Origin of the sequence: Sphingomonas sp., assembly GCF_035910975.1 — a bacterium.
Lineage (GTDB): Bacteria > Pseudomonadota > Alphaproteobacteria > Sphingomonadales > Sphingomonadaceae > Sphingomonas.
Genome location: NZ_JAMHWM010000029.1, coordinates 788,559 through 808,263, shown reverse-complemented (window position 1 = coordinate 808,263; position 19,705 = coordinate 788,559). Strand labels below are relative to the sequence as shown.

The 19,705-nt window shown below is 65.4% G+C and carries 11 protein-coding genes; 4 read left to right on the top strand and 7 right to left on the bottom strand.

The window, feature by feature from the left end:
- From VYI76_RS10295 to VYI76_RS10285, 3 genes are all read left to right on the top strand, one after another.
- Nucleotides 1-1,164, top strand: a complete 1,164-nt coding sequence (locus tag VYI76_RS10295; protein WP_326524657.1) for an HlyD family type I secretion periplasmic adaptor subunit — start codon at nucleotides 1-3, stop codon at nucleotides 1,162-1,164.
- 281 nt (nucleotides 1,165-1,445) lie between these two features.
- Entirely contained in the window at nucleotides 1,446-4,298 is a 2,853-nt protein-coding gene (locus VYI76_RS10290) for a cadherin domain-containing protein (RefSeq protein ID WP_326524656.1), read from the top strand.
- 54 nt (nucleotides 4,299-4,352) lie between these two features.
- Entirely contained in the window at nucleotides 4,353-9,809 is a 5,457-nt protein-coding gene (locus VYI76_RS10285) for a beta strand repeat-containing protein (protein WP_326524655.1), read from the top strand.
- Between the two features lie 894 nt (nucleotides 9,810-10,703).
- Here the strand turns inward: VYI76_RS10285 and VYI76_RS10280 are convergent.
- The 3 genes from VYI76_RS10280 to VYI76_RS10270 form a co-directional block, all read right to left on the bottom strand.
- Nucleotides 10,704-10,976, bottom strand: a complete 273-nt coding sequence (locus VYI76_RS10280) for an SWIB/MDM2 domain-containing protein (RefSeq protein WP_326524654.1) — start codon at nucleotides 10,974-10,976, stop codon at nucleotides 10,704-10,706.
- A 45-nt stretch (nucleotides 10,977-11,021) separates the two neighbouring features.
- Nucleotides 11,022-11,228, bottom strand: coding sequence for a DUF2945 domain-containing protein (locus VYI76_RS10275; RefSeq protein WP_326524653.1), 207 nt, complete (start codon nucleotides 11,226-11,228; stop codon nucleotides 11,022-11,024).
- Between the two features lie 147 nt (nucleotides 11,229-11,375).
- Nucleotides 11,376-14,060, bottom strand: a complete 2,685-nt coding sequence (locus tag VYI76_RS10270) for a TonB-dependent receptor (RefSeq protein WP_326524652.1) — start codon at nucleotides 14,058-14,060, stop codon at nucleotides 11,376-11,378.
- Nucleotides 14,061-14,289: 229 nt separating this feature from the next.
- Between VYI76_RS10270 and folE the strand changes: the two genes are divergently transcribed.
- Nucleotides 14,290-14,925 carry a GTP cyclohydrolase I FolE gene (gene folE, locus VYI76_RS10265; protein WP_326524651.1) on the top strand — a complete coding sequence of 212 codons (636 nt, stop codon included), beginning with the start codon at nucleotides 14,290-14,292 and terminating at the stop codon, nucleotides 14,923-14,925.
- A 12-nt stretch (nucleotides 14,926-14,937) separates the two neighbouring features.
- Here the strand turns inward: folE and VYI76_RS10260 are convergent, their stop codons facing one another.
- The 4 genes from VYI76_RS10260 to leuA form a co-directional block, all read right to left on the bottom strand.
- Complete coding sequence (locus VYI76_RS10260; RefSeq protein WP_326524650.1) at nucleotides 14,938-15,927, bottom strand: hypothetical protein; 990 nt, start codon at nucleotides 15,925-15,927, stop codon at nucleotides 14,938-14,940.
- A 122-nt stretch (nucleotides 15,928-16,049) separates the two neighbouring features.
- On the bottom strand, nucleotides 16,050-16,799 hold the full coding sequence (locus tag VYI76_RS10255; RefSeq protein ID WP_326524649.1) for an acylneuraminate cytidylyltransferase family protein: 750 nt from the start codon (nucleotides 16,797-16,799) through the stop codon (nucleotides 16,050-16,052).
- A 12-nt stretch (nucleotides 16,800-16,811) separates the two neighbouring features.
- On the bottom strand, nucleotides 16,812-17,876 hold the full coding sequence (locus VYI76_RS10250) for a hypothetical protein (protein ID WP_326524648.1): 1,065 nt from the start codon (nucleotides 17,874-17,876) through the stop codon (nucleotides 16,812-16,814).
- A 65-nt stretch (nucleotides 17,877-17,941) separates the two neighbouring features.
- The gene (gene leuA, locus VYI76_RS10245; protein ID WP_326525090.1) at nucleotides 17,942-19,603 is read right to left on the bottom strand and encodes a 2-isopropylmalate synthase; all 1,662 of its coding nucleotides are present in this window, start codon (nucleotides 19,601-19,603) and stop codon (nucleotides 17,942-17,944) included.
- Between the last annotated feature and the right edge of the window lie 102 nt (nucleotides 19,604-19,705).

Genomic DNA, 19,705 nt, shown 5'->3' with positions numbered 1-19,705 from the left:
ATGTCCCTGTCGAAACCACGCCCCGCCGCGATCATCGTGCTGCTGACAACCGCGATGGTGGTCGGCTTCGTCGCCTGGTCGCTGTGGGCGAAGCTTGACCAGATTACCCGCGCGCCCGGCCAAGTGATCCCGTCGGGTCGCGTTCAGCTTATGCAATCGACCAACGGCGGCGAGATATCGCGCATCCTGGTGCGCGAGGGCGACCGGGTGAAGCGCGGCCAGCTGCTGATGACCCTCAACCCCACGCAGGTGACCGCCGGGGTGGACGAGGTGCGCGCGCGGGTTGCCGCGCTCAAGAGCACGCGGGCGCGGGTCGAGGCCGAGCTGTTCAGCCGGCCGCTGCGTTTCCCGGCCGATACCGCCGCCTTTCCGGAATTCGTCGCCAACGAACGCGCGCTCTACGCCAAGCGCCGCGCCGCGCTCGCCGACCAGATGGGCGCGCTCAACCGGATGGAGAGCCTGTCGAAGCAGGAACTCGCGCTCAACTATCCGCTGGTCAAGTCGGGCGACGTCAGCCGATCCGAGGTGCTGCGCATGGAACGCGCGGTGAGCGACATCGGCGGCCAGCGCGTCAATATCCGGAACAAGTATATCCAGGATCTCCAGACCGAATATACCAAGGTGAACGAGGAACTGGTGTCCGCCGAGCAGCAACTGATCCAGCGCGGCGAGGTGCTGAGCGCGACCGAGCTGCGTTCACCCGTCGACGGCATCGTCAAGAACGTGCGGCTGACGACCGTCGGCGGCGTGCTGCGCCCGGGAGACGAGGCGATGCAGATCGTGCCGACCGGTGACGAGTTGCTGGTCGAGGCGAAGGTGCCGCCCGCCGACATCGCCTTCATCCGCCAGGGCCAGCCGGTGTCGGTGCGCTTCGACGCCTATGACAGTTCGATCTACGGAACGGCGGAAGGCCGCGTGACCTATATCAGTCCCGACACGCTGAGCGAGCCGGCGACGACGCCGGGCGGGCAGGGCCAGGTCTACTACCGCGTCCATGTGACGGTGGAGACTGCCCGCATGCGGACCCCGAATCCCGCCGAGCGCATCGAGTTGCAGCCGGGCATGACCGCGACCGCGGAGATCAAGACCGGCGAGCACACCGTGTTCCGCTATCTCACCAAGCCCCTGCTGAAAACGGTCGGGGAATCGATGGGCGAGCGCTGATCGGCGGAAACCATATCGGTGCCGCATCGACCGGCCATCCCTGCGGAGTCGGGCCGCCACGGCCGGACTGTCGTAAATACAAACGGTTAACGGGTCGAAGCGCGTTGTCCGGGCGAAGCTGTGGCGAAACGCCCACACTCCCCGGAATTACGCCGATTTTCCGCCGATTTCCCTCCTAGAACTCGCTTGCAATCGCTTTTCTTTTCGTCCAATCATGCGAGCCACATAGGGTTTGGGCGCACTACGCGCCCGTTTTCTTTGCGTCCTACAAGGGGGTGTCAATGACGAAGCGTATCTCTCAGGTGAACACTGTTGTGGTGCCTGTCGCCGAGGCTCATGTTGCCGACGGCAAGGCTGTTGCCACGAAGGTGGTGGTCGTTCCTGCGGAGGCCGACGCCGTCGTGGTGAAGGTTGAGGAAGCTGAAGAGGTCGTCTCGACCGTGATTGCTGAACCGGTGGCCGCGCTGGTGGCTCCGGCGCCGATGGCGATGGTCGCCGAGCCGATGGCCAGCGCCGAGCCGGCCGCCGCCACCTCCGCTGCGGTGCAGGGCGATGACGATGGCGCCGATCTGACGCCGTTCATCGTTGGTGGCGTGCTGCTGGGCGGCGGCATCCTCGCCGTCGCGCTCTCGTCGGGCGACACCGATCCGATCGCGACCACGCCCACTCCGACGAATACGGCGCCGCGCTTCACCTCGACGGCGACCGCGACGATCGCGGAGAATGCTCCGGTCGCGACGATCGTCTATGACGCGAACGTCTCGGACACCGAGAACAACACGATCGTGTTCACGATCGGTGGTGCGGACGCTTCGTTCTTCAACATTGATGCCGCCACCGGCGTCGTGACGCTGAAGGCGTCGGCGAACTTCGAGGCGAAGGCGAGCTACGCCATCACCATCACGGCGACCGACAATGGTACGCCGTCGATGTCGGCGACGCAGGCGGTGACGGTGACCGTCACCAACGTCAACGAGGCGCCGGCCATCACCTCCGCGGCGACTGCTACGGTGAACGAGAACATCGCCACCGCCGTCGTGGCCTACAAGGTCACCGCGACCGATCCCGATGCCAACACCACGCTGACCTACAGCATTGGCGGGGCCGATGCGGCGGCGTTCAACATCGACGCGGCGACGGGCGACGTGACCTTCAAGGCCTCGCCGAACTTCGAGGCCAAGTCGAGCTACGCCATCACCGTGACGGCGTCGGACGGTACTCTCTCGGCGACGCAGGCTGTGACGATCACCGTCGCCAACGTCAACGAGACGCCGACCATCACCTCGGCGGCGACTGCCGTGGTGGACGAGAACATCGCCACCACCGTCGTGGCTTACAGGGTCACCGCGACCGATCCCGATGCCAACACCACGCTGACCTACAGCATTGGCGGGGCCGATGCGGCGGCGTTCAACATCGACGCGGCGACGGGTAACGTGACCTTCAAGGCCTCGCCGGACTTTGAGGCCAAGTCGAGCTACGCCATCACCGTGACGGCGTCGGACGGTGCTCTCTCGGCGACGCAGGCCGTGACGATCACCGTGCGCGACTTGCCGGAAGGTCCGGTGTTCACCTCGGGCGGCACCGCGACGATCGCCGAGAATTCGGTGACCTCGACCGTCGTCTATGATGCGAATGCGACTGGGGCGACCTCGTTCGCGCTGAGTGGTACCGATGCGGCGGCGTTCAACTTCGACACCGCGACCGGCGTCGTGACCTTCAAGGCATCGCCGGACTTCGAGGCGAAGGCGGCCTACAACATCACGATTTCCGCGACGAACGCGCAGGGCACGACCACCCAGGCGGTGGTCGTCAACGTGACCAACGTCAACGAAACGCCGGTGTTCGCTGCGGCGACCCGTACGACCACGGTGAACGAGAATGTCGTGGCTGGCACCACGGTCATCGCGGTGGCGGCGGTCGGTGCGAGCGATCCGGATGGCACGGCTGCTCCGAACACGCTGACCTACTCGCTGACCGGTGCCGACGCTGCGGCCTTTGCGGTCAATGCGACGACTGGTCAGGTGACCTTCGTCGGTTCGCCGAACTTCGAGGCGAAGGCCAGCTACAGCTTCAACCTGGTCGTCACTGATCAGGGCGGGCTGACCGCGACGCAGGCCAACACGGTCAACATCACCAACCTGAACGAGGTGCCGGCCTTCTCGACCGCGACCCGTACGGTTGCGATCGACGAGAATGTTGCGGCTGGCACGATCGTCGTCGCCGCGGCGGCAGTCGGCGCGACCGATCCGGACGCGGCTGGCACGCCGTTCGGCACGCTCGCCTACACGCTGACCGGCACCGACGCCGCGGCCTTCGCGATCAACGCGACGACCGGCCAGGTGACGATCGTCGGCTCGCCCGATTTCGAGACCAAGGCGACCTACAGCTTCAACATCGTCGCGACCGACGGTGGCGGGCTCGCGGCGACCCAGGCGGTGACGTTGAACATCAACGACATCGCGGTCGAGGGCGTGCGGATCGACGGCCCGGGCATCCCGGCTGCGACCAACACCAACTTCGACGCCGCGAACGGCAGCGTCGTGTATCTGGAAAGCGGTGCGGTCGGCAACATCACGACGATCGCCAACTTCACGTCGGGTGACATCATCCGGACCGATGTGGCGACCAGCAACTATTCGTTCAGCAGCATCGGCGCGGATCTGGTGATTTCGGCGCTCATCAACGGCGTCAACAGCCAGATCACGCTCGTTGGTGCGGCCGGCAACAACTTCATCTTCAATGAAGCGACGGCCGAAGCTGCGGTCGGGTTCGACTTCTTCCAGTCGACGGCCGCTCCGCCGCCGGCGCAGGCGAACACGCTGGCCGGCAACAATACCTATAATGCGGCTAGTGCGGCGGTGACCTACACCGACGACGCGAACGCGCCGAACATCTCGGTCATCAACAACTTCACCTCCGACGACCGGATCGTCGCGATCAATACGCCGGGCAACAGCGACACGACGCGCTACAGCTTCAGTTCGCAGGGTTCGGACCTGGTGATCTCGTTCCTGTCCAACGGCATTTCGTCGCAGATCACGATCACGGGTGTGGTCAGTGCGAATGCGTTCATCTTTGACGAGGCATCCGCCGAGCAGGCGGTCGGGTTCGACTTCTTCCGGTACGGTTGATTTTTTCTAGAAATAGCAGCAACTTAAGTCTTCTCTGTAAGGGGTAGGGATACAATGGCGCAGATTAACCTCAGCTCGGGTGAATCGTTCACCGTTTCGGGCGGTACGAACACCATCTCGGGTTCGACGACCGGCCGTGAAACCATCACCGTCAACGGCGGCGTGAACACCTTCACCGCCGATTTCAACGCTGGTGGCGACACCATCATCCTCGCCGGCTCGGCGAGCCAGTACACCGTCGAGCGCTCGGGCTCGTCGATCATCCTGAAGGGTCCGAACGGCACCGTCGTGACCTTCCCGGCGCCGAACCCGAACCTGGCCGCGGCTGACAACCCCGTCATCCGCTTCGCCAACAACGGCACGCCGCAGAACTTCGTGCTCGACAGCACGACCGCCGGCGTGTTCACGCTGGGCACCCAGACGATCAACGCGGCCCCCGCGACCGTTGGCGGCGGTAATCCGGATCCGGTCGGGCTGACGCTCAATGTCACGGCGACCAATCCGGGCACCGAAGGCGGGACCATCCTTTACACCTTCACGCTGTCGCAGGCGCCGACCTCGGCCGTGACGATCAACGTCGCGACCGTTGGCGGCAGCGCCACGGCGGGTGCGGACTATACTCCGGTCGCCACCACCATCACCTTCGCGGCGGGCCAGACCACGGCGTTCCTCAGCGTCCAGACGATCGCTGACGGCAACACCGGCGAGGCCGCCGAGACGGTTCAGCTGCAGCTCGGCCTGCCGGGCGGCGTGACCCTTGCGGGCACAGCCAACCTGGTCGCAACCATCCCGGCCGATCCCGTCATTCCGCAGGAATTCCGCCTGACGACGGGCAACGACACCGCGATCGGCACCGCCGCGGAGGATCGTATCGTCGGCGCGCAGGACACCACCCTGCCGGGCAAGCTGTTGTCGGCCAATGACATCATCGACGGCGGCGCTGGCGTCGATACGCTCGAGCTGACCAACTCGCCGGCCAATCCGGCGCTGAACGTGCTGGCCGACCTCGACTTCACCAACGTGACCAACGTCGAGAAGCTCGTCACCAACTACGCCAACATCCAGCTTGGCGGGCAGGCCGACAAGGCGGGGATCGTTTCGGTTGATACCGCGACTCGCGTCGATGCCGCCAACATCGCCGGCATTGTGTTCGGCGGCACGTTGCTCGATCTCACGCTCGACGCCGACGCCAATGGCGTGTCGGATTTCAACAACGCGCTGAATGTCACCATGGCGAACAGCACGCAGGACACGATCCGGCTGACGCTCAACACCTCGGGTGGCTCGAGCTTCAACACCGGCACGACCTTCCAGCCGATCGGCGGCGGTTCGCCGGTGGGCCAGATCGACAACGTCCAGATCGTCGGCCAGGTCAATCCGGTCCGCGTGACCTTCACCAGCGCCAATGTCGGCAACAGCTCGGCGTTCGATGCTGACGGCACCACGCTCGCGGTCGCCGTCCAGTCGGAAGACGGCAGCGATGGCCTGACCGGCGGCGTGACCCGTTTCGACGACGAAGGTATCCGCTTCACGGGCGCGGCGTTCGACGTCCGTGACATCTCCGGCACGCAGCGCGGCACGTTCGCGGAGGTCGTGCTCGGCACTTCGCTGGGCGAGACGATCAACGCCAGCGGCGCCAGCTCGTACATCAATGGCGGCGGCGGCAACGACGTCATCAACGGCACCGGTGGCGTTGACTTCCTGGTCGGCGGCGCGGGCAACGACGTGCTCAACGGCGGTGGCGGCAACGACAATCTGCTGGGCGGCGCGGGTAACGACGTGCTGCGCGGCGGCGCCGGCATCGACGTGATGGACGGCGGCGAAGGCAGCGATCGCTATGTGTTCGCCGACGGCGAGTTCGATGTGGGTGAGGCCATCACCGACACCGGCACCGGCGCTGGCGACATCGATACCCTCGACGTGACGTCGACCACGGCGATCGTCGATGCGCAGTTCGTCAACAAGCTCGGCTTCGAGGCGCTGATCACCAACGTCACCAATAACCCGGGGGTGGAAGTGACGCTGGGCGCCAACGCGCAGGCCAGCGGCATTCGTACCGTCACTTCGGGTGACGACGATGTCAACGCCAGCGCCTACACCGTCGGCCTTGCGGTCAATGATGTGTTTGACGGTGCGGCGATCACCACCGGTACGGGCAACGACACGGTTACCCTGCGGACCCTGGCAGGCACGCCGTTCTTCAGCGGCAGCGTTGCGCTGGGCGACGGCGATGACACTTTCGTCGCCGGCCATGCCCTGTCCAACGGTGGCAACAACGTCCTCACCGGCGGTGCGGGTACCGACACGCTCGTGCTTGGCGGCCCGGTTCGTAACCTCGGCTTCCCGGCCGGGTGGAACCTGCCGATGGTCAACCCGTTCGGCGCCAACTTCACCGGCTTCGAAAAGGTTACGCTGCTTGCCGGCGATGCGGCCGTGTCGGTGGATGCCGCTCCTGACCTGCCCGGTTCGGCGGTTTCCTATACGCTGACGTTCGTGAACGCCAATGTGGCGACCGGCCTCACCTTCGTGGTGGACGGTTCGGCGCTGCGCGCTGGCGTGATCACCAATCTTGGCACCGACAATGAAATCGGTGGCGCCACCGGATCGCTCGCGGCCGATACGCTCAGCGACGAAGCGCTGACGGTCAACGCTGCGGCGCTGACCGGCAACCGCGCCGTCAACGTGACGGGCGGAGCGGCGAACGACGTGCTGACCGGCGGTGCGGGCAACGACATCCTCAACGGTGGTGCGGGCAACGACGTGCTGGTCGGCGGTGCGGGCAACGACGTGCTGACCGGCGGTGCGGGCAACGACACGCTGACCGGTGGTGCCGGTAACGACACCATGAACGGCGGTGAGGGCAGCGACACCTACATCTTCAATAACGGCGAATTCATTGCCGGCGACGTGATCGCCGACGATGGCGCGGCTGGTATCGACACGCTGAACATCACCAGCCTCGATTTCATCACCGACGCCGGTTACGTCAACAAGACTGGCCTGGAAGTACTGACCACCGACGTTCAGAGCGGCACCGCCGGGGACATGAGTATCGATGGCATCGCTGCCGAAGTGACGCTGGGTGCCAATTTCTCGGCGACCGGTATCACGACGGTGAACAGCGGTAACGACGACGTGTTCGCAGCGACCGTAACGACCGGTCTGACCGTCAACACGTCGGGCGGCTCGGTGACCACCGGTTCGGGTAACGACGTGGTCAATATGTCCGCGAACGTTAATGCGATCCGTACCGGCGCCGGGAACGACACCGTCAATTCGAGCTACTATCTTACCACCATCCTCGACGGTGGCATCGGCACCGATACGCTGACGATCGGTGGCCCCCTTTCGGTGATATCGGGTTACACCTTTGGTCATGTCGCGCCCGCATCTTACAATTTCACCAGCAACTTCACCAACTTCGAGCGTCTGGTGGTCCAGGCGGCCGAGGCCGCTCTGGCCCGTCCGGACCAGGCGACCGATCGCAACGGTAACGCGGTCAGCTTCAATGTGACGATGGATGACGCCAACGTGGCCGCCGGCACGACCTTCGTGGTCGACGCCACCAGCCTCGTCGCCACGGTGGTCTCGGTTGGTGCGGATAACCGCATCGGCGGCACGGATGACGTGATCGTTACCCCGACCCTGAATTTCAACGGGGCGGCAGAGACCAACGGGAACTTCGATGTGACCGGTGGTTCGGGCAACGACGTCATCACCGGCGGTGCCGGTGCGGACATCCTGCGCGGTGGTGCTGGCAACGATGTGCTGAACGGCGGTGCCGGTAACGACGTCCTCGAGGGCGGCGACGGCAACGACGTGCTGCGCGGCGGTGCGGGCTTCGACATCCTGCGCGGCGGTGCGGGCGACGACACGATCGAACTGACCGTGGCGGAGTTCAACAGCGACAACGACACGATCGACGGTGGTGCCGGCAACGACACGCTGCAGATCACCGGCACGGTGAACGGTCCGCAGGACATCGTCGACGTCGGGTTCAACTCGCGCATCGTGCCCGGCTCGATCGAGCAGGTCACGCTGGTCGGCATGGCTGGCGGCACGCAGTTCAACTATCTCGCGGGCTTCTTCTCGGAAACCGCGGGCGTCCGCATCATCAATCTGGGTGCGAACGCTTCGGGCAGCACCGTTTCGGTCGCGAACTACTCGACCGTCGGCGCGACGTTGAACGACACGCTGGTGGCGACGAACAATGCGATCTTCATCGGTTCGACTTTCGCCGACGTGTTCAACCTGGGTCGCACCAACACGACTGTCGGTGGTGGCGATGATATCGTCCGCGCCGGTGGCGGTGACGACACCATCAACTTCGGCAGCACGCTGACTGCGGCTGACATCGTCGATGGCGGCACGGGCAACGACACGCTCAACGTGTCGGGTAACGGTGTCGTCGGCACGGCGACGGCGCAGACCATCGCCCTGCAGGCGACGGTTGCCGGTGGTGTCGTGACGGCGGGTATCTTCTCGGTCGAGCGTGTCGTGCTCGCCGCGGGCGCCCCCTTCACCGACAATACCACGCCGACCAACGATGTTGCGGGCTCGGCGACGAGCTACAACATCACGGTCGCTGACTCGACCTTCTCGGCGACCAACGCGACGGTCACCGTTGACGGCTCGGCGCTGCGTGCGGGCGTTATCCTGACCCTGGTGGGTGGCCAGTCGGCGACGACCGGTGACGAAGTGCTCACCTTCAACGCCGCTGGCGTGACGGGTGCGGGTCATGCGGTGAATGTGACCGGCGGCGGCGCGAACGACGTGCTGACCGGCGGCGCTGGCAACGACACGTTGAACGGTGGTGGCGGCAATGACGTCATCAACGGTGGCCTGGGTAACGACACGATCGACGGCGGCGCGGGCAACGACGTGCTTAACGGTGGCGACGGCAATGACGTCATCACTGGCGGTGCGGGCAACGACACCATCAATGGTGGCGCGGGCGTCGACACGATCAATCTGGGTTCGGACGGTGCGCGTGACACGGTCATCGTCGCCAACGGCGATGCCCCGCGTGGTGCACAGGCCGGTGTCGAGACGATCAACGGCTTCCAGACCGGAACGATGGCCGGTCCGGACGGTATCCTGGGCAACGGCGACGATGCCTACACCGTCACGGCCGATGTGATCGACTTCGGTTCGGCGATCATGGGTGCCGCCGGCGGCGATCCGCAGAACAGCTCGGTCGTCAACGGCGTGGTCCAGGGCAATTCGACGCTGGCTGCGGCGATCAACAGCTCGACCAGCCTGTTGGCCGCGATCCAGCTCGTTGAGCAGGAGTACAACGTTGCGACGTTCGACAACGCCGGGCCGCGTACGATTGCCTTCGTCTACCAGGGCAACACCTACATCGGTGAGCTGAACGACACGAATGCGGCGGCCGGCGCGATCACCGCGGCGTTCACCGACATCGTGCAGGTCACTGGCGTCACGGGCATCACCGGCTTGGTCGATGTCGATGGCGCGGGTGCCGGTACGGCGCTGGGTCTCTACATCTAAGTAGAGTAGTTTCGCGAAAACTACGGGGCTCGGATCGGAAGCGATCCGGGCCCCTTTTCTATGCGGGTTTCAGATTGACGCGGGAGACGTACGGAGGCTGGGTCGACAGCTACCAACACGCCCCGTCGAGGCGAGCCGATCGCAGGCAAGAGCCAGCGTGGCCCAGCGTTCGGAATGCCCGGGGATGGTGAAGATGTTGCCGGCCCGGCCAATGGTTAGTCTGGCCGCCGATCCCGGTTTGGGCGGGGTGCCCGGCGGATTGATCCGCAGGGCCTGCCGATCGATCCGCAGGGCCTACCGATCGAGGCCAAGGCGGCGCGGGCCCGGATCGTGCGGCCAGGTCGCACGTCTCCGGGTTGGACTGACACGTGGGTGCTCTCATTCGGTCGGCGATGGCGTCGTTGTTGCGAGGGCCTGGGTGCGGGTAGTATTTGACCCTATTGCCCTTACTGGCGAGCGTCGCCGAGGCCAGGGCGGAACGCGCCCTGCGGATTTCGGCTGACAGCGGCGATTACACCGGTGGAAATACCGCGGAAGCCCCCGAACCCGCTTTACGCAGGCGAGATTTCGGGCTGCGACAGGAACGGGGAGGGGGCCGAAGCCAGGAGCGAGGGCGATCGGCGTGCCGCGCTCGGCGAGCAGCGCCTGCAAATCGACCAGCGTGATGTCGTCCTGCGCATCAATCGCAGCCAGGATGAAGGGCGCGTGGGCGTCCATCCGGAACATCGTCCGCCGAGTGCGGCGGGACGGGAATGGCAGGCCGGGAACAGACGCGGACGACCCTGAGCGAACCGGCCTGTCGGGTCCGGCGGCGGCGTCCATGTTCCCCAGAAACACGAACGGCCCGGCGTGGGGTTTCCACACCGGGCCGCGCAACTTTATCAGCGGGAAGGATCAGCCCTTCACATGGCCGCTGATGTGCTTGTTCATCTCGAACATCGTGACCTTGTCCTTGCCGAACACCTTCTTCAGCTTGTCGTCGGCCAGGATCTCGCGCTTGTTCGCGGGGTTCTGGAGATTGTTCGCCTTGATGTGGGCCCACATCTTGCTGACGATCTCGCTGCGGGCAAGCGGCGCTGCGCCGACGATCGCGGCCAGCTCGGGGGAGGGGGTCACCGGCTTCGAAATGCCGCCGCGAGCTGCGCCCGCCTTCTTCGCTTCTGCCATGGTCTTCTCCTGTAGGTGCGTGCCGGGCGTGGCGCCCGCCGCGGGTTATTCCTTCGTGAGCGCCGACGGTTTGTGCGCTGCCCTGCCGCCGTTGTCACTTTTGACGATGTACTGCGGATCGTCCGGTGCCGCGCGCGCGGTGTGGTCCTTGATCGCGGTGCTCGACGTCACCTTCTTCCCGACCTTGCCGTGCGCGGTGCCGCCGTGCGACTTCCACGATACTTCGTCGCCCCTCTTCAACTGCTTCGCCACGATGTCTCGTCCTTTGCCGAAGGGAATCGGAAGGGACAATATTCGAGACGGGCTGTTGATTGCATGGCCGAAAGGACCGGCCGTGTCGAGAGAGGGTGAAAGGGGGCGGCCCCTGTGGAGGAGCCGCCCGTTACAACCGGCGTCAGGCTAGAAGCCGAACCGGGCGGTCACGCCGTAGAAGCGTGGCATGCTGGGATAGGCGGCGATGTTCCCCGTCTGCTCGGGCACCGCGAAGCCGGTGACGTGGTAATATTGGTTGGTCAGGTTTTCGACGAAGAACTCCAGGCTCTTGCTGCGATCGGCCGACTGCACGCCGATCCGCGCGCCGATCAGCGGATAGCCCTGGTTGAACAGCGGCGTGCGACCGGTGAGGGCATTGGGCGTACCCGAGGAGATGTTCACCTCGCTGTTGTAGCGCATGTCGATGTGGAGCAACCCGTTGACGTCGCCCGACAGGCGCGGCGTCCACGTCGATGCCAGCGACACGGTGTGCTTGGGCTGGTTCTGGATCTGGCGGCCTTCCTGGCCCTGAAGCGGCGTACCGGCCAGGCTGCGCGACGGATCATATTTGGCGTCGATGTAGCTATAGCCCAGCCGCACGATCAGTTCGCGCACCGGCTGGATCGTCGCTTCGGCCTCCACGCCCTTGCTTATCGTCAGCGGCACGTTCTGGACGACGAAGTTGGTGCCGCTGAACACCAGCGACTGGAGGTCCTTGAACTTCTGGTAGAAGCCGGCGACGTTCAGCGTGAAGGCGCGGCTGAACTTCGATTTCACGCCGATTTCGAACGCATCGACGGATTCGTTGCGGAACGCGAGGTCGGACCCCTGCGGGCCGTTGCCGCCGAGCAGCACCGAATCGAAGGTCGCCTGGTCGAGGTTGTAGCCGCCGGACTTGTAGCCGCGATCATAGCTGGCATAGCCGAGAATGTCGGGGCTGAACTTGTAGGCGACCTTTACGGTGCCGGTGATCTTGTTCTCGCTGCGATCGTGGGTGTAGTTGCCGTTGAATTCGGTGTTCACGGCCGGGTTGCAGGCGAGCAGGAACAGGTTGTTGAACAGCCCCAGCTGGCGCAGGACATTGGCATAGGCGGTCGCCGCGGCGTTGCCGGCACGGAGCTGGTCGAAGAAGCCGCAGCTGCCGGTGTTGTTGTTGATGCTGGCGGTCAGATCCTTCTTCTCATGATTCCAGCGCGCGCCCAGCGTCAGCGACAGATTGTCGGTGACGTTGATGATGTTGTGCGTGAACAGCGCGATCGCGTTGGTCTTCACGTTGAAATTGTCGTTGTTGTTGCCCTGGCCCGCGGCCACCGCGGGGAGCGGCGAGGCGGCCAGCGCGGCGAGGCCGGGGATCGGGGCCGAGGGGAAGCCGGGGATCACGCACAGGCTGGACGGCGCGGTGCCCGCCTGGGCGCGGAAGCAGCCGACCAGCGGCGCGAGCGTCGCGCCATAGACCGCCTGAAGCGCGGGCAGGGCGTTGGGCACCGCCGGGTTCAGGAACACCGCGCCGGGCGTCGGCACCGACGCGCCCAGCGACCCGAAGAACTGCACCGATCCGCCGAACGACGGGCCAGCCAACGCGTTGAAGATGCTGTCGACATAGCGGTTGCCGTCGTTGCCGAAGCGGACGGTGTCGCGCAGCTGGTTGCTCTCGTTCAGGTAGAAGCCGCCGACCAGCCAGTCGAGCTTGCCGTCGAGCGCCGAGCCCTGCAGCCGCAGTTCCTGCGTGAAATCCTTCAGCCGCGTGCGATAGCCCTCGCGATAGGCGCGATCGATGCCCGAGAAGTCGATGTCCTGGTTCCTGAGCGCGCGCCAGTCGCGATAGGCGGTGATCGAGGTGAGGGTGGTCGAATCGCTGACGTTCCAGTTGATCTCCGCCGAGCCGCCCCAGTCGCGCACACGCTCGCCCAGGTCGCGATTGGGCGAAACCGCCATGGTGCGATCGGACGTCGGGCCGGTGTAGAGGCCGGTTCGTCCCTGCGCGCCGGCGATACCCTGGATCAGCGGGGCAAAGGCGCCGCGCACGCCCGAGACCGCGCCGCAGCACTGCTCGTCGGTCTCGTAATAGTCGGCGATCAGGCGCACGGTCAGGTCGGTGGTGTCGTACAGCGCCTGGCCGCGCAGCGAAAAGCGATCGACGTCGTTGAACCGGCGGTTCGAATTGGCGTCCTTGATATAGCCGTCGCGCTTGCGCCAGGTGCCGTCGAAGCGCAGCGCGAGCTGCTCGCTGACCGGGCCGGTGATGGCGCCGCGAAGCTCCATCGAATCATAGTTGCCATAGGTCGCCGCGGCATAGCCGCCGAGCGTGAATTCGGGCCGCGCGGTGAAGATCGAAAGCGCGCCGGCCGAGGTGTTGCGGCCGAACAGCGTGCCCTGGGGCCCGCGCAGGATCTCGACGCGCTCAAGTTCGGGCAGCTCGGAAATGGCAACGCCGGCGCGGGCGCGGAACACGCCGTCGATGAACACGCCGACGGCAGGCTCGAAGCCGGGGTTGTCGCCGCCGGTGGTGATACCGCGGATGTAGAGCGTCGTCCCCGTCGCCGAAGACTGGCCGGTCGAGGACTGGAGCGACGGTGCCAGCTGTTCGAGGCCGCGGATATCCTGGACGTTGGCGTTCTCCAGCAATTCCTTGCTGACCGCGGTGATCGCGACGGGAACCGACTGGATCGTCTCGTTGCGGCGGGTCGCCGTGACGACGATATCGTTCGCCGACTGATAGTCGGTGTCGGCCTGCGCGTCGGCGGGCGGGGTCGCGGGCGCGGTCTGCGCGGTGGCCGGGACGGCGACGGCCAACGCGAGCGCGGACGCGGCGAGCAGCTCGAACTTCTTCATGGATGCATCCCCTCTGTGAACCGGCAGCCCGCTCTTTTCCCGGCGGATGGACGGCTGGAAAATTCCAGTGACGAGAGTATCGCTCGCGATTCTCGTGCGTCAACGGTAGTCAGAGACGCGAAATGGCGGATTTCCGCCGATGTTGCCGCGATGCGACGCTTTCCGGGCGCCGCGGCGGCAAAAACGTGCTTGCCGTAGCGGCAAGGCGAGTGAGCGAAGGACGGTACGGATGAGCGATGTGCAGCCTCATGATCCGGCGGACGGCGATTTGGTGACGCCCGCGCCGAAGATCGCGGTGCCCGACGAGGTGGCGGCGGCGGTCGAAACGCTGATTCGCTGGACCGGCGACGATCCGTCGCGCGAGGGCCTGCTCGACACGCCGAAGCGCGTCGCGCGCGCGTGGAAGGAATATTGCCAGGGCTATGGAGAAGACCCGAAGGCGCATCTGGCCCGCGTGTTCGAGGAAGTAGGCGGCTATGACGAGATCGTGCTGCTGAAAGACATTCCGTTCCAGTCGCATTGCGAGCATCATATGGCGCCGATCATCGGACGGGCGCATATCGCTTACCTCCCGCAGGACCATGTCGTCGGCATCTCGAAGCTGGCCCGCGTGCTCCACGCCTATGCCCGGCGGTTGCAGGTGCAGGAGCGGCTGACGGCGGAGGTGGCCGACTGCATCTGGGACGGGCTGAAACCGCGCGGCGTCGCGGTGGTGATCGAGGCGACCCACGCCTGCATGACGGCCCGCGGCGTGCGGACGCCCGGCGTCGGCATGGTCACCAGCCGGATGATGGGCGTCTTCCGCGACGACGAGCGCAGCCGCAAGGAAGTGCTGGCGCTGATGGGGATGTCGGGGCGGGGGTGATATCCCGCCCCGTTACTTGAACCCCGAAGACCGGCGGCATCCGGTGGAATATTGGGCCCGGACCCCGAATGCATTCTCGCGCATTTCCGACGAGCAAACCCACATCACCGTCGCACCGGGTTTAATCGATACGACGCCGTCCGAGTCCTTGTAGCTGACCGCGTGAGAGCATTTGTTCTCAAGGCCGTGGGAGTTGGATGATGTATCGATTCTTGACCGCATGGATTTTGAGAAATCGTCGTAAGCCATCCGCGCTTCGCCAAGATTGAGTTCGCCCCTTATGCGCCTCAGGCACTTTCTGGACCCCGAGACGTCGGCGACCCAGTTGCTCGCCTCCGCCTCCGCAGCCATTCGCGCGGCGTAAGCTTGGTTCTCCTGCTTCCTTGCCGCAACCTGGGCTGTCGTGAGAATCTCCCGGCAATTGGAGCTTGATGCGAACGTGATGCAACGGACCCGGTTATTCGCATCGATCAACGCCGATGCCGCGCCGGGGCGCCCGCGGTTCCAGGTGTAGCTGAAGCGATATTTCCGCAAACCGTTAGCGGTGCTTTCCAGTACGGGTTCGGACAGGCTGCCGGGATCGATCGACGCCTGGGGAGACATCAACGTCGGCAGCGCCGCCGCTACATGGCCCCTGACCGAGGCGCTGGCGACAGGCGTATACTGTGCCTGAGCCTGTGGAGGGCGACAGCTCGGTGCGTCGTGGAAAGCGACGCAATGTACCCGCCCTTGCTGGAAGGTAGCTTCCATCCATCCGGGAGTCCCGCGGTTGAAGGTATAGTGTACCCGATACACCGGCCCTTGCTGCGATGACCGTACGAACCGGACACTGGACAGACTGTTTCGATCGAGCCGGTTGAAAGGCCAAGTCTCAGAATCGGCGACAAGCGCAGCACGTATTGCCCTGTCCTCTAACTGGGAAACAGGTGCCGCTGGCGGATTCTGGCCAGTGGCATTCACGAGGAGCGTGGCGAACGCGAACGGCAGACTGGATACCATCATTCGCTGATTCCCGATGCAGACCAAGCTACCAGTGGATGATGTATGTCTTCAATTACTCGCGGGCGCAATTCCGCAGGCTTCGACAGCGAAACCCATCAGGATCCTGCCTTCCGCGCGGTGGATCAGGCGGCTGCGGCGCGTTCATCGCTATATGACGACCAGTCGATCGCCTGGTCCCGATCGATCGCCCCCATGCCGTCCTCGGCGTAGACGGAGTACAGCGCGCGGGCCATGCGATAGTCCTCGATATAGTCGATATCGACGCCGGACAGCTTGCTGAGTTCCTGCAGCACCGGGTTGGGACCCAGGAAATATTCGCGTTTCAGGATATCTTCGCGTGGGGACATGTAGAGGCTGTTGGTGACCTTGTACCAGTCGGGCAGTTCCTGCGAGATCGTGTGGTCGCGCGTCGCCGAATAGTTGAGCGCGCCGTCCTTCGCCCAGAAATATTCCTTGAGCAGGTTGACGCCGACCAGTGAATCCCTGGCGCCGCAGACGATTTGGCGGTGATAAGCACGGAAGGACGCGAGATATTCCGACGGCGGCATCAGCGGGCATACGACGGTCGCCCAGGCGATGTGCTGGTGCGGGATATCGCGGACGATGCCGGTGATGACGTCGCGGAACGGCGCCTGGTGGCCGACCGACAGATAGTCGCCGCGCTGATGGTGCGATACGCCAAATTCCTCGCCGATCGCGTGAAACTCGGCGTCCTCGGTGCTGAGGTAGATGCGCGCCGGATCGATCACGCGGACGAGCTGAGACAGCTTCCATGCGATCAGCGAGGGCTGGTCGCCGAACGGCAGCATCGATTTGTCGGCGATGCGGCTGCTGCCCCGACGGACGGGGACGATGACGGCGAGATCGTACATGGGCGGGTCCTTTCAGGCGGCGCGGGCGAGGGGCGGCATGTTGGCGCGCGACAGGATCGTCGCGGCGTCCAGCGCGGGATTGGCGGCGTCGAAGCTTTCGTGCGCCAGGTGATGGGCGATCCACGCGCGTGCGTCCGCCGGGTCGGCCGCGCGGGCGGTGCCGGCGGCTATGTCTGTGAAGAAGGCGGCCGGATCGGCATAGGCCGCGATCCAGGCGCCGCTCGCAAAGCGGCTGAGGCGCAGCACCGGTGTACCGAACATCGCGGGCAGGAACAAACTCTTGGAATCGCTGACGATCATGCCGTCGGCGCGGCGGGCCAGCATCGCTGTGGTGCGGCCGGGCGGGCCGGTTTCGGGGACGATCGTCACCTTCCCGGGATGGCGCGCGGCGACGGCGTGGATCGCCGAATTGTCGCAGAAGCGCTCGTTGGCCGGATGGTTGGTGACCGCGAGCAGCATGTCGTCGGGCAGCATCGCCGCGAACGCCTCGATCATCGTCGCATTGTCGCGATAGGGGCGATGGCTTGCGAAGAACATCTCGGGATGCTCGAATTCGAGCGCGAGGGCGATCAGCCGGCGGCCGTCGGGCAGCGCCGGCCCTTCGCGGGGCGGAAAATCGGATTGCGCCCGGTCCCACGGATCGTCGATGCCGGGCGCGGGGCGCGGCGCGGTGCAACCGTGGTCGAACAGCGTGTCGGCAAGCTGGATGCGGGTCAGCATCGGCGCGATCAGCGGTATGCTGGCTTCCATCAGATAGCGGACCGTGCCGGGAAAGCGCGCGGGCGTGACGATATCGGCGCTGCGGGCCAGCGTCAGATCGGGCGACAGGGCGGTGATGCGGTCTATCAGGCCGGGATAGGCGCGGCCGTCGTCGCGCAGGCGCGGATGCCCGGCCGCGTCGAGCTGGTGCCAGGTAACCCTCGCGAGCGATGGGGGCTCATCAATCCCGGTGCCGCGCCACGACGGTGGCACCATGACGTGCACGTCGTGGGCGGATGCCAGCGCGCGGATCAGCGGCGTGACGATGTGATCGAACCACCACGGCGTCACGACCGGAAGATAGAAGAGCACCCGCATCGACGCGGGTGTGCCGGATCATGGTTTAAGCGGCGTTAACGATGATCCGGACCCTACGGAGGTTTCTACTCCGCCCGGTTCGCCGCGCTGAGCACCGCGCGCACGCTGGCGGTGGCGACGTCGGCGTCGATGCCGACGCCCCAGATCGTCCCGCCGTCCGCCGTGCGGCACTCGACATAGGCGGCGGCCTGCGCGTCGGCGCCGTGGCCGATCGCGTGCTCCGAATAGTCGATCACGTCGAGCGCCGGGCCTGTCGTGTCGGCCAGCGCGGCGATCACGCCCGAGATGAGGCCGTTGCCGCGGCCCGAGATCGATCGGTCCTCGCCGTCGACGCGCACGCGGCCAACGAAGATGCGATCACCCGCCGCGCCGCTTTCCTCATAATCGACCAGCGCGAAACGATCACCGGCCTTCGCCAGATAGGTTTCGTCGAACCGGCGCCAGATGTCGGTCGCGTTGAGTTCGCGGCTGGTTTCGTCGGCCAGCGACTGGACGTGGCGGCTGAAATCGGCCTGGAGGCGCTTGGGCAGTTTCAGCCCGCGATCCTGTTCGAGCACCCAGGCGACGCCGCCCTTGCCAGATTGCGAATTGACGCGGATCACCGCCTCGTAATCGCGGCCCAGGTCCTTGGGATCGATCGGCAGGTAGGGGACTTCCCACAGATCGTCGTTGCGCGCGTCCTGCGCGGCGAAGCCCTTCTTGATCGCGTCCTGATGGCTTCCGCTGAACGCCGTGAAGACGAGGTCGCCGCCGTACGGGTGGCGCGGGTGGACCGGCAGGTTGGTGCAATATTCGACCGTCTTGATGACCCTGTCGATGTCGGAGAAGTCGAGACCGGGGTCGATCCCCTGCGTGTACATGTTGAGCGCGACCGTCACGAGGCAGACGTTGCCGGTGCGCTCGCCATTGCCGAACAGGCAGCCCTCGACCCGGTCGGCGCCGGCCATCAGCCCCAGTTCGGTCGCCGCCACGCCGGTGCCGCGATCATTGTGGGTGTGCAGGCTGATGACGACGCTGTCGCGATTCCGGATGTTGCGCCCGAACCATTCGACCTGGTCGGCATAGACGTTGGGCGTCGCGCATTCGACCGTGGCGGGCAGGTTGAAGATGATCGGCCTGTCAGGCGTCGGCTGGAGCACGTCCATCACCGCCTCGCACACGTCGAGGCTGACCTCCAGCTCGGCGGTGGAGAAGGTTTCCGGCGAATATTCGAAGCGCCAGTCGGTGCCGGGATATTTCGCCGCCTGATCGCGCAGCACCTTCGCACCTTCCACCGCGACCTCGCGCACCTGCGCGGGCGTCATGCCGAAAACGATCCGTCGCCACGCCGGACTGACCGCGTTGTACAGGTGGACGATCGCGGTCTTCGCGCCCTCAAGGCTCGCGAAGCTCGTCTCGATCAGGTCGCGGCGCGACTGGGTCAGCACCTGCACCGTCACGTCGTCGGGGATGCCGCCCGATCGGACGAGGCCCGAGATGAAGTCGAACTCGGTCGCGCCGGCCGAGGGAAAGCCGACCTCAATTTCCTTCACGCCGACGCCGACGAGCAGGTCGAACAGCCGCTGCTTCTTTTCGGCATCCATCGGATCGATCAGCGCCTGGTTGCCGTCGCGCATGTCGGTCGACAGCCAGCGCGGGGCACGGTCGATCACCCTGGACGGCCATTGCCGGTCGGGCAGTACGATGGTCGGGAAGGGGCGGTATTTGGTACTCGGATTGCGCAGCATCACGTCTGGTCTTTCGCAGCTTCGTCGGCGTTCGGGTCGGATGGGCCCTTAGGCGGGTCGCGGCGCCCCGTCAGGGGCGCACCAGCGAGGATCGCGCCTAAG